The organism is Mycobacterium sp. (assembly GCF_035314665.1).
Lineage (GTDB): Bacteria > Actinomycetota > Actinomycetes > Mycobacteriales > Mycobacteriaceae > Mycobacterium.
Map to the genome: position 1 here is coordinate 1 of NZ_DATFZD010000298.1, position 11,749 is coordinate 11,749.

Consider the following 11,749-nt stretch of genomic DNA (forward strand, 5'->3'; position numbering starts at 1 on the left):
AAACGCGCTGCGGGCCCACACGCACGCGAATGGGGGAACCAAGGCCGCCCCGATCGTGGCACTCGCGCGCCATGCGATCCACTCATGGCGTGGTCTAGCCGGGCTGGACAACGGCCGCGCCATCGACTCCGGAGCAGTCCATTACGCCGCACAGCGCATAGCGATATCGCCATAAGGTCGCCGTAGCAAAGTGTGATCGGGTCACGTGCTTGGATTCGACAACTCGATTGATCAACCCATACTTTTCGAGCCGATAGAGGTTGGGCCGACGAAATATGTTGCAATTAAACGTAATAGATCCGCACGACTTCAACGTGATTTTTGACCGCTTTTCGGAATCTGAAATCGACCCCCTTGGAGGGATGTCTCGAGTTCCGTGGAACTTCGGTGGCAGGTCGAGTTCTGCGGCCAGGGCCAGCAGCGCCGCTTCGGCCTCCAGCGCTGACGACGCGCGGTAGGCGTCGGTCATCTTACGGCCGACGCTGCTCCGAAGTCATTGTGGGAGATGGTCTTTCACGTTTCTAATCTTGTGCAGTTGGCAGCGTTGGATGACCGGGTGATCGAGCACGTCGAGTATCGCTTTGCGCAGTCCCTTGGAGCCGTCCAGGCCGACCAGCATCGGTCGGGTGACGTCCAGGCACCGCTCCCGCAGGTCCACCAGCAGGTCGGTGACCAGCGTCGCGTTCTCCGTCGATCCCTCCACCAGAGCCAGCGGATGCTTGACCCCGTCGATGTTGATGCCCAGAGCGACGATGCAACACGCCTTGGCGAGGTGCACGCCGTCGATCATCAACGCGACGAGATCCAGCTGGTGAGTGGACCGGAGAACGCGATCCAAAACTGGGTTCGCGGAGTCTGGGCTTCGCCCCTCGATTCGAGTGACACCGCCGAACATCCACAGCGTCACCGAGGACACCTCCATCCCGGCGCGACGAGCGACCACCGCATGGGTCGCTTCATGTGCCAGCAGCGACATCTGCAGCACCACAGCACCGATGACTCCGGCAACCCAGTAGTCCCTCGTGTGATAGCCCGGGACAGTCTGCGGCAGCGTGGTGGCCAAGCTCCACGCGAACAACCACAACAGAACCAGCACGCTCCAGTTGGCCCGCACCGGCAACCCGGCAATTGTTCCCAGCGGAATGCCATCAGACATGGCCAACTTCTCGGATCGCGTGACACAAGACATTCGCGGTGGTGTCAGCCAGCGCCACCGTGTTGGCTTTCGGTTGGAGCCTGATCCCCCACAAACGCAAGCCACGCTCCGGTATCGTCCGGAAGCTACTGGCGCAGTTCGTGATTGCGGGAAGGTCGGCCGGTTCGCCGTGTTCCAGATGAGCGGTAGTGTCGTTATCTGTCGCGCCGCGGGTCATCACCGCCTCCGCGAATTGCTGGCCTCTCGTCTAACACTCAGCTCCCTCGAGGTTGGTCAGCTCCCAGTTAAGCGACGCGGTCGCATACCGAATTTGCTTGTTGGCTTCGTCGATACTGTGGGGCTTGAGGCCCAATCCGTCGACGATCTGTTCGGCCACGTGGAGAGGATGATCGGTTAAGCCTTTGGCTCCACAGCTGCAGGACAATCCGGCGTCGGGGGCACGCCCGTCTGCGCGGTGATCGTCGATGATCTGGCGGATGCGGTCGACGAGCGTTTGGCGGATGTGTTCGATCCGACCTGCCATGTCAAACCCCTTACTCATGATGCAGACCGGCCGGACCGGCGGCCAGGCGTATTGCCCGACAGCCGGTCCGGCACGGGCCGGCGACGGGTCAGGCTGCTCTGTTCGGCGCTCCGGGGATGACCTGTGACACTCGCTTTTCTGCGGTCCTGAGATCTTTGCGCGTTCCAAACGAGCTGATGACCTGCGTGATACCGATGACAACCAGCATGATGCCGGTGACAAGGGCGAGCATGACGATCGAATCGAACGGCCACGCCAGCACAACAAGGCCGGCGATCACGCTGGTGACGCCGAAGAAGATGGACCAGCCCCGTCCGGGCAGCTCCTTGTTGCTGATCGCGATCGTCGTTGCGGCCACCCCCTGGAAGATGAACCCGACGCCGATCCAGATGGCCAGCAAGAGAACGGCATACCCTTGGCCGAAGTGGCGGAAGGCCAGGACACCCAAGATCAGCGACAGCGCGCCGGTGATGAACCACAGCACCCGGTAACCGCCCGACAGTTCCAGGCCGAAGGCCAAGATCACCTGGGCGATGCCCGACGCCACCAGGTAAACACCCAACAGCACCGACGCGGCAAGAATCGACACACCCGGCCACACCAGCATAAGGACACCCAGCACCAGGGCCACGATGCCCATTAGCAGCTGCGGTACCCACATTTCGCGCAGCGGGTTTGGAGTTGCGGTAGTTGTCATTGCGGTAACCTTTCATCTCGCAGGTAGCTCAATGCTCGCGGCACCGACCCGAGCTGTCATAGGGACAAAGGGTCATCAAAAAGTGCCAATTGTCACTTTTGTGGGCCCCTTTTTTCGGCCAGGATGCGGACGACGCTCACCGTGCAATGCGGCTCATGTCTCCCATGTCGATTGCGGCGCATCAACCGACCACCATCACCCCATCCGTCAGCATTTCGGCCACTGGGAATGGGGGGAATAAAGGACGTTCGGATGATCCTCGATGTATAGACGGCATAGGTTGAATCAATGAACATAGGGCGGCCGCGCACGTCGCCGCGGGGGTTGCGGCAGCAGATCACCGAGGGCCTCGGCGCCCTCGACGCTGAGGTATTCGACGCGGTCGCGAACGCACGCCGCCCGCTGCTTGACACCACAATGCCGGCGCTGAGCCGCACCGCCGATCACGCCAAGCTGTGGCTTGCCATCGCGGCGGCCATGGCAACGTCGAGCAACCGGTCGGCCCGGCGCGGCGCCGGCCGCGGTGTCGTCAGCCTGGCGGCGACAAGCGTGATCACCAATCGGCTGGCTAAGCGCCTGTGGCGGCGCGAGCGGCCGCCTTTCGGGTCAGTCCCCCTCATACGGCGCCTGTTGCGAAACCCGACGTCGCATTCGATCGTTTCCGTCAGGACATGCCATGGGGCGTCACGACGTCGGCGCTCATCTCTGCATGGGCATTGCACCACTGGATCATCCGGTCCGCAGGTGCCCGAATCGCTCTCTGGACGGCCGCGATAGCCATCATTGCCAGCGTCGGATTCTCCCGCGTCTACCTAGGCGTGCACTACCCCAGTGACGTGATCACCGGCTGGGCACTCGGCGTCATCTGGGTCGGCGTACTGATCGCCTTCGTCGCACTCTTGAAACGGCGGTCGGCAGCGGCCGATAGCGCGGTCCGTCGGGGCCACCCCGCCGCGAGCTCAAATCATGAGTCATCGAGCTTGGGAAACAACAGTTCTGAGACCAGCAACTGAAGTGCCGCGGCGACCGGAATGGCCACGAGCGCGCCGACCACGCCCAGCAGCGCCGCGCCGATCATCACCGCCACCACGGTGACGCCGCCGGGCACCCTGACCGCCCGGCCGATGATCTTCGGTGTCAAGAGGTAGTCTTCGGCCAATCGGAATGCGATGTAGAAGGCCACGGTGGCAATGCTGACTGGGATCGAGACGGTCAGCGCCACCAGGGCGACGACAAAACCACCCACGGTCGAGCCATACGGGAACAGGTCCACGATCGCGACAAAAGCCCCGAGCAGCAACGCGTATGGCACATCGAAGAGGAAGCACCACACAAACGTCGCCGCCCCGGCGATCAGGGAGGTCAGAACGTTACCGAAAACATAGTCACCGAACTTTGCCATCACCTCATCACCGATGAGGATCGCGCGCGGCCGGCGTGAATTCGGCACGAACCGGTACACCGTCGCCCGGATCCGCCGCATGTCGGCCAGGAAGTAGACGGTGAGCACGGCCACGACACCGACGCGTGACACCCCCCCGACCACCGTTTCCCCGGCTTTGACAACGTTGCCGACCGCGGGTGTGCCCGAGCTGTGAATCATGTCGGTGATCCGCTGTTGCACATGGAAGCGTTCGTTGATTCTGCCGATCACCGTGGAGTGGTTCTGGGCCTCCTGCAGATAGTGCGGCGCCTGTTCGATGAACTGACGTGCCTCCTGCACCAGCGGGGGAATCGCGGCCGCCGCCGCTCCGGCGAGGACACCGAACACCAGCACGATCACCAGAGTGACCGCTGCCCATCGCGGAACTCTGCGGTTCACCAGCTCCGACACCGCGGGCTCGAGCCCGAGGGCGAAGAACATCGCGGCGCCGATCAATATCAGCACCGAGGACGCGGAGCCGAGGACACGCACCGCCCCGTAGGTCACCGCGACGCCTGCCGAGAGCATGACGCCCAGATAAAACGGGGAACCGCGGTCAAATTGCTTACCCCGCACCCCGTACGGCTGATGCTCTGATTTCAGTTGTGCCGCGGTGTGTTCGGCGGCGGCAATCGCCCTTTCGTCGTCGCCGTGCGGTCGAGCCACGCGGCGGTGATGGCCCTGATCGGCGAGGCTGTGATCGACGGGCTCAGCGTTTGTGGTGGTATCCAATGTCTGACCCCATTCCTCGGTTGCAATCGACCTGCCGCGCGTTGCGCGACACCCATTTACAGTGACGCCGAGATATCGCTTGCGGGCGCGAATGCGAGATCCCGGCCCTTCCCGCCTGGATCACTCACCTCGGCCGTGGAGGCGCTCGGGGCTGTTGGGACACGTTCGGTGCTGACGAATCGTCAAGCATGTGTTCTTCCCGTGATGGTTCGGGGCGCGCATCGTTTGGTTGTGTTGGCTGAGAACCGAAGCCGCCCAACACCTAACGCGAATCACAGAAAGGGGGCTCAGCCCGGGTGGACTCGCAAGCGCCTCGCCGATTTCCTCTGCGACGCAGTTGCACGGCGTTGGTGGTGACTTTCACGGCGACGTCGGAGGCAAAGCATTTCGATGCCGAGGAGGTGAACCCCAGGCCGCTCTCGCCGCGTTCGGCGCGCGCCGCGGCGGTGTAGACCATCAGGCGCGCCGCCTCGATCTTCATCGCCATGTCAGCGAGCATGAACTGCACACCTTGAAAGTCGCTGATGCGCTTGCCGAATTGCGTGCGCTCCTTGGTATACGCGATGGACGCGTCCAGTGCGCCCTGCGCGATGCCGACCGCTTGGGCGCCGATTGTGGGGCGGGTATGGTCCAAACTGGCCAATGCGGTCTTGAAGCCGGTTCCGGCTCACCGATGAGGCGATCGCCGGGAATCCGGCAGTCCTCGAAGTACAGCTCGGTGGTCGGTGAGCCCTTGATACCGAGCTTGCGTTCCTTGGGTCCCACCGTGAACTCGGGGTCGTCCTTGTGAACGATGAACGCCGAGATTCCGTTAGCGCCCTTGTCCGGGTCGGTCACCGCCATGACCGTGTACCAAGTTGACTTGCCGCCGTTGGTGATCCAGCACTTGGCGCCGTTGAGCACCCACTCGTCACCGTCGGCGCGGGCGCGGGTGCGCATCGCCGCGGGATCACTGCCCGCCTCCCGCTCCGAGAGCGCATAGGACGCCATCGCGTCGCCGGACGCCAGCGTCGGCAACACCTGCTTCTTCAACTCGTCCGAGCCACGGAGAAGAAGCCCGATCGTGCCCAGCTTGTTGACGCCGGGAATCAGCGATCAGGACGCACATACCCGCGCGACCTCCTCGATGACGATGCATGTGGCCACCGCGTCGGCGCCCTGGCCGCCGAACTCCTCAGGCACGTGTACCGCAGAGAACCCGGTGTCGTTGAGCACCTTGAGGGCCTCTTCCGGGAAGCGGGAATGCTCGTCGACCTCGCCCGCATACGGGGCGATTTCCTGCTCACACAGATCGCGCAGCACCGCGCGCAGCTCGTTGTGCTCGTCGGAAAGCATGAACAGATCGAATGTCGGATTATTGAAGCCAGCCATGTGAAGTATCCCTTCTCCGTTGTGTTTATGCGGATGCTCGATCGCGGGTCAGATCGAGCGCGATGTCGGCGAGCATGTCCTCTTGGCCCCCGATCAGCCCGCGGCGTCCGGCTTCGACCAGAAGCGTGCGGGCATCGACACCGAAGCGTCCTGCGGTCGTCTCGGCATGGCGCAGGAAGCTCGAGTACACGCCGGCGTAGCCCAGAGTGAGCGTCTCGCGGTCGACGCGGACCGGACGTTGTTGCAGCGGGCGGACCAGGTCATCGGCGGCATCTTCGAGGGCGTTGAGATCGCAGCCGTGCGCCCAGTCCATGCGGGTGGCGGCGGCGATGAACACCTCCAGCGGCGCATTCCCGGCACCGGCACCCATGCCGGCCAACGACGCGTCGACCCGGTGACATCCGTGCTCGACTGCGACCATCGAGTTGGCCACGCCCAGCGACAAATTGTGGTGCGCGTGGATACCGACTTCTGTTGCGCTGTCCAGGCTTTGGCGCACCGCGTCGACGCGCTCGGCGACGTCGCGCATCGTCATCGCGCCACCGGAGTCGACGACATAGACGCAACCCGCTCCGTATCCCTCCATCAGCCGGGCCTGCTCGGCCAGCTGCTGCGGGGTCACCATATGGCTCATCATGAGGAATCCGACGGTGTCCATGCCGAGTTCGCGAGCGGCGGCGATGTGGTGTGCCGAGATGTCGGCCTCGGTGCAGTGGGTCGCGACGCGCACAACGCTGGCGCCGGCCCGGTTGGCGGCGCGGAGCTCGCGCACCGTTCCGATGCCCGGCAGCACCAGCGTTGCCACTCGTGCGTTCTTGACGACGCCGGCCACCGCCTCGATCCATTCCAGATCCGTGTGGGCGGCGAATCCATAGATGCAGCTTGACCCCGACAGCCCATCGCCGTGCGCGACCTCGATCGAGTCCACCCCGGCCGCGTCCAGCGCTGCGGCGATCTCGGTCACCTGTTCCAGGCTGTATTGGTGTCGCACCGCGTGCATTCCGTCGCGCAGTGTGACGTCACTGATGTAGAGCGGCCCTGTCTTGGCTGTAGTCATTTCGATACTCCAATACTTCTCATCGAATGGGCCGCGATGCTTTCGGCGGTGGCCAGCGCAGCGGAGGTCATGATGTCGAGGTTGCCGGCATATGCGGGCAGGTAGTCGGCAGCGCCGGTCACCTGCAGCATCACGGTGACCCTGGTACCGATGAATTTCCCGGTCTCGGGTATGTGCAGCGGGTTGTCGGCGTCGAACGACTCGAACTGAACGGGCTGCTTGAGCCTGTATCCGGGCACGTAGCGTTGCACTTCGTTGACCATGGCGGTGATGGACGCGTCGATGGCCGCGTGATCGCAGTCGCCCTCAACGAGGCAATACACCGTGTTACGCATGAGAATCGGCGGATCGGCCGGATTGAGGATCATCACCGTTTTGCTTCTCTGCGCCCCGCCTACGACTCGCAGTGCGGTAGAGGTCGTTTCGATGAACTCGTCGATATTGGCCCGAGTGCCTGGGCCGGCCGACTTGGACGAGATCGACGACACGATCTCGGCGTAGGACACGAACGCCGACCGGTGGACAGCGGCGACGATGGGCACGGTGGCCTGGCCGCCACAGGTGACCATATTGAGGTTCGGCGCGTCGATGTGGTCCTCGAGGCTGACCACTGGGACGCAGAACGGTCCGATGGCTGCGGGGGTGAGGTCGAGAACGCGTACACGGGTGTGGCGCAACACCTCCCAGTGCTTGGCGTGTGCACTCGCGGAGGTGGCATCGAACACCAGTCGGATGTCGTCGAAGTCGGGCATGGCGAGCAATCCGTCGATGCCTTGCGAGGACGTCGGCACGCCAAGCCGTTTGGCCCGGGCCAGGCCGTCGGATTCGGGGTCGATGCCGATCATCGCAGCCACAGTCAATGGTCCTGGGCTGCGTAGGATCTTGATCATCAAGTCGGTGCCGATGTTGCCCGAGCCGATGATCGCGACCGGGAATCGTTCGTCAGTCATGAAACCTCTCCTGTGGGTTTAGTGGAAACTCACGGCGACGGCGCCGAGTCCGCTGATGACGGCCGACGCATGGTCGCCCGCCGCGACGAATGACGCGGTGGTGTATGAGCCGGACATGACGAACTGGCCGGGCTCGATGGCGGTGCCGTAGCGGGCCAGCGCGTTGGCCAGCCAGGCCACGGCCGCAGCCGGATCGCCCATCACGGCAGTCCCCTCGCCGGTGTCGACCACGGTGTCGTTCACGACGAGTGTGGCGGTGGTTTCGGGAAGCGGCGCCACGTCGCGGATCGGCACCCACTCGCCCAACACCACCGCTCCTGAGCTGGCGTTGTCGGCGATCGTGTCGGCCAGCGTGATGCGCCAGTCAGCGATCCGGCTGTCGACGATCTCCAATGCCGGGGCCACCGCCTCGGTGGCCGCCATCACGTCGCCGACGCTCACTCCCGGGCCGCGCAGCGGTGCACGCAGCAGAAACGCCACCTCCGGTTCGACGCGAGGCGCGCAGAATGCGGTCATCGGCACCTGGGCGCCGTTGGGCAGCATCATGGTGTCGAGGATGTAGCCGAAGTCGGGCTCACCGACCCCGAGGAGTTCCTGCATCGGCGCGGAGGTGAGCCCGATCTTGTGACCGCGCAGCACGCCACCCTGGTCGATGCGGCGGGTGAGGTTGAGACGCTGCACCGAATACGCCTGTGACACATCCAGATCCGGGTACTTCTGCGTCAGCGGAGCAATCGGGACGCCGCTGTCCTGGGCGTCGTAGAGCAGCGCAGCGGCATCGGTCAGCTGGGTGGATTGAGCGGTCACGACTGTTCTCCTGACTGCAGCAGCCGGACCGCGGCGTCGAAGACAAGTCGGGCGTGGAGGTCCAACAGTTCGATCAGGTCCACCGTGTCGCCGCCGACTTCCTTGGCGATGAACAAGCCGTCGGCGCCGGCGAGGGCATACGTGGTGAGCAGGCGCACGCTGTGGTCGTCGAGCCCGGGCGCGATGTCGCGCACGATCTCCTCAAAGCGGTGAAACGCTCGGTCGCGGACCTCGAGAAACATCTCCCTGGCCCGGGGTTCGACCGGGCGGTGCTCCAGTGCCAGCATCAATCCCAGGCGCAGGAAGTCGGGGGCATCGAGCAGCGCCCTGGCCACCTGGGTTCCCAACTCGATCGCCTGTGCGCGGGTCCCGTGCCCGCTGGGCAGCTGCAGTGCGGCCAGCCATCTCTGGAAGCTGCGCTCGATCACCGCGGCGATCAGGTCGTCCTTGTCGGCGAAGTGCCAGTAGATCGAGGTCGGGGGTAGGCCGCTGGTCTTGCTGACCAGCGAGATGGTGGTGCCCTCGTAGCCGCGCTCGGTGGCCACCTCGGTCGCCGCGTCCAGAATTCGCTGGCGCGAGGCCTCGCCGTTGGCCCGGGTGCGCCGCCGGCGGGCCGGGCTGGCCGGGGCCGTGGTGTCTGCGCTGGGTGCTGCCACGGTGCCTCCTTTTTTCGGGGTGTTGACGATCACGTTCCCCTAGCTTACTATAGGGATCGATACATTAACAACTCCCGATTAAGGATCCCGCAATGACTGACCAGACGACTTATGACGTGGCGATCGTCGGCTACGGGCCGGTGGGTGTTACCGCGGCCAACCTGCTGGGCCAGCAGGGCCTGAAGGTCGTCGTGGTGGAACGCGATCCCAACATCTATACGCGGGCGAGGGCCATCTCCACCGACGAGGAGGTGGTGCGGATCTGGCAGCAGGTCGGGCTGGCCGACCAGCTCAACGCCGACATGCAGCCCGGGAACGGGGCCAACTTCGTCGACGCTGACGGGGTGCCGTTCGTGCGGTTGCTGCCGGTGTCGCGGGGCAACGGGCACCCGCCGCAGCAGTTCATCTATCAGCCCGCGGTGGAAAAGGTGCTGCGCGCGGGGGTGGAGCGGTTCCCCAACGTCGCTATTCTTCTCGAGCACGAATGCCTGCGGGTCGTCCAACGCGATGATCACGTGGAGTTGATGCTCGCCGATCTCAAGGTCGACGAATTCCGGCGGATCCGGGCCTCTTACGTGATCGCCGCCGACGGCGCGGCCAGCCCGATCCGCGGCCAGTTGGGTGTCGGCTATTCGGGGCGCACCTACGGCGAGCGTTGGATCGTCATCGACACCAAGGTGCTGCGGGAATGGCCCGGCCATGACCGGCTGCGGTTCCACTGCAACCCGGCACGGCCCACCGTGGACTGCCCCACACCGCTGGGTCATCACCGCTGGGAGTTCCCGGTGCGCGACGACGAGGACGAGAAGGACCTGCTCTCCGAGGACGCGATCTGGAAGGTGCTCCGCAACCAGGGAATCACCGAGGACAACGTGAAGATCCTCGGCTTCGCCTGCTACAGCCACCACGTCCGGTTCGCCGACCGCTGGCGGGTGGGCCGGGTCTTTTTGGCCGGCGACGCCGCGCACGCGATGCCGCCGTGGATCGGTCAGGGCATGTGCGCCGGCGTGCGCGACGTGGCCAACCTGTGCTGGAAGCTGGGTGCCGTGTTGCGCGGATCGCTGCCCGAATCCGCCCTCGATTCCTACCAGGCCGAGCGGCTGCCCCACGTCAAGGAGGTGACCAACCGCGCGGTCAAGACCGGCAAGCTGATCATCCAACACAACCGCCACCGCGCCACCGCACGCAACCACATCTTCCGCACCGCCAGCAAGGTGCCCGGCTTCTCCACCTGGCTGCGCCAACACCGCTGGCTGCCCGATGCGCACTACCCCAAGGGACTGCTGGCACACAACGGCAACCGCGCCGTCGGCTGGCTGATCCCCCAACCGTGGGTCATCGACGAGAAGGGCGACGCCGTGCGCCTCGACGACGTCATCGGCGGCCGCTGGGTGGTCGCGCACCTGGGACCCGAATCCGATGGGCAGGCCTGGCGGGCAGCCGGCGTGCCGGTGGTGAAAATCCTGGTGCCCGGCAGCAAACCGAGCACCGACAGCGTGGTGGACGCCGACGGCATGCTGACACGCTGGCTCGACCAGAAGGGCGCCTCGATGGTGGTCGTGCGACCCGACGGGTTCGTCTACGCCGCCGCCGCCGAAGGCCAACCACTGCCGCCACCCCCGGCCGGCTTCAAGTCGTAAAGGACGACAAATGACCAGCAACACCATGACCGAACGCACCGTGCGCGTCCACGGCAAGGACATCTTCGTCGCCGATACCGGCGATGGCCCGCCGGTGGTGCTCCTGCACGGCGGCGGACCCGGCGCATCCGGGGTGTCGAACTACTCCCGCAACATCGACGCCCTGGCCCAGAACTTCCGCGTCCTCGTGCCCGACCTGCCCGGCTACGGCCGCTCCGCCAAGGGTGTCGACCGCAGCGACCCGTTCGGGTATCTCGCCGATCACATCCGCGGGATGCTCGACGAACTCGGCATCCAGCGGGCTCATCTGGTCGGCAACTCCTACGGCGGTTCCTGCGCACTGCGCCTGGCCCTGGACACCCCGCACCGGGTCGACAAGCTGGTGCTGATGGGGCCCGGCGGCATCGGAACCACCCGCGGGCTGCCCACCCCGGGCCTGAAAAGCCTGCTCGGCTACTACGGCGGGGAGGGGCCGAGCCTGGACAAACTGCGCACGTTCATCCGCACCTATCTGGTCTTCGACGGCGACGCCGTGCCGGACGAGCTCATCGAATCCCGTTACGCGGCATCGATCGACCCCGACGTCGTCGCCAACCCGCCCCTGCAACGCCCGGCGGGGCTGGACACGCTGCGGCGAATGGACTTCACCCGCGACCGCAGGCTCAGCAGCCTCTCGACGCCGGCGCTCATCATCTGGGGTCGAGACGACAAGGTGAACAAACCCAGCGGGGCGCGGA

10 protein-coding genes and 2 pseudogenes are annotated in these 11,749 nt (G+C 65.0%); 3 read left to right on the top strand and 9 right to left on the bottom strand.

The genetic code is table 11. From position 1 onward, the window contains the following. Window positions 1–394: 394 nt before the first annotated feature. The 3 genes and pseudogenes from VKI00_RS20905 to VKI00_RS20915 form a co-directional block, all read right to left on the bottom strand. Window positions 395–1,189 (bottom strand): annotated as a pseudogene (locus VKI00_RS20905) (transposase); the annotation flags it as partial. Window positions 1,190–1,403: 214 nt separating this feature from the next. Next, window positions 1,404–1,679, bottom strand: a complete 276-nt coding sequence (locus tag VKI00_RS20910) for a hypothetical protein (RefSeq protein WP_324440791.1) — start codon at window positions 1,677–1,679, stop codon at window positions 1,404–1,406. An 88-nt stretch (window positions 1,680–1,767) separates the two neighbouring features. Continuing rightward, on the bottom strand, window positions 1,768–2,376 hold the full coding sequence (locus VKI00_RS20915) for an HdeD family acid-resistance protein (protein ID WP_324440793.1): 609 nt from the start codon (window positions 2,374–2,376) through the stop codon (window positions 1,768–1,770). A 671-nt stretch (window positions 2,377–3,047) separates the two neighbouring features. On the opposite strand from VKI00_RS20915, the gene VKI00_RS20920 reads away from it, so the two are divergent. Then, window positions 3,048–3,389, top strand: a complete 342-nt coding sequence (locus VKI00_RS20920; RefSeq protein WP_324440795.1) for a phosphatase PAP2 family protein — start codon at window positions 3,048–3,050, stop codon at window positions 3,387–3,389. Here VKI00_RS20920 and VKI00_RS20925 read toward each other — a convergent pair. From VKI00_RS20925 to VKI00_RS20950, 6 genes and pseudogenes are all read right to left on the bottom strand, one after another. Continuing rightward, entirely contained in the window at window positions 3,341–4,465 is a 1,125-nt protein-coding gene (locus VKI00_RS20925; RefSeq protein ID WP_324440797.1) for an AI-2E family transporter, read from the bottom strand. The genes VKI00_RS20920 and VKI00_RS20925 overlap by 49 nt on opposite strands. 400 nt (window positions 4,466–4,865) lie before the next feature. After that, window positions 4,866–5,902, bottom strand: a pseudogene (locus VKI00_RS20930) (acyl-CoA dehydrogenase family protein); the annotation flags it as partial. A 25-nt stretch (window positions 5,903–5,927) separates the two neighbouring features. Continuing rightward, window positions 5,928–6,959 (bottom strand): 4-hydroxy-2-oxovalerate aldolase, encoded by a 1,032-nt coding sequence (gene dmpG, locus VKI00_RS20935; RefSeq protein WP_324440799.1) that lies wholly within the window; start codon window positions 6,957–6,959, stop codon window positions 5,928–5,930. Then, a complete protein-coding gene (locus VKI00_RS20940) occupies window positions 6,956–7,909 on the bottom strand; it encodes an acetaldehyde dehydrogenase (acetylating) (protein WP_324440801.1) in 954 nt (317 codons plus the stop codon). The genes dmpG and VKI00_RS20940 overlap by 4 nt, the downstream gene beginning before the upstream one ends. Window positions 7,910–7,927: 18 nt before the next feature. Then, window positions 7,928–8,716: a 2-keto-4-pentenoate hydratase gene (locus VKI00_RS20945; RefSeq protein WP_324440803.1), complete on the bottom strand. Its 789-nt coding sequence runs from the start codon at window positions 8,714–8,716 to the stop codon at window positions 7,928–7,930. Beyond that, window positions 8,713–9,372 (bottom strand): TetR/AcrR family transcriptional regulator, encoded by a 660-nt coding sequence (locus VKI00_RS20950; RefSeq protein WP_324440805.1) that lies wholly within the window; start codon window positions 9,370–9,372, stop codon window positions 8,713–8,715. Before VKI00_RS20950 ends, VKI00_RS20945 begins: the two co-directional genes overlap by 4 nt. A 92-nt stretch (window positions 9,373–9,464) precedes the next feature. Between VKI00_RS20950 and VKI00_RS20955 the strand changes: the two genes are divergently transcribed. Both VKI00_RS20955 and VKI00_RS20960 read left to right on the top strand, forming a co-directional pair. Further along, on the top strand, window positions 9,465–11,012 hold the full coding sequence (locus VKI00_RS20955) for a bifunctional 3-(3-hydroxy-phenyl)propionate/3-hydroxycinnamic acid hydroxylase (RefSeq protein ID WP_324440807.1): 1,548 nt from the start codon (window positions 9,465–9,467) through the stop codon (window positions 11,010–11,012). A gap of 10 nt (window positions 11,013–11,022) precedes the next feature. Continuing rightward, window positions 11,023–11,749: alpha/beta fold hydrolase (locus tag VKI00_RS20960; RefSeq protein ID WP_324440809.1), on the top strand; the 727-nt coding region annotated here is incomplete at its 3' end.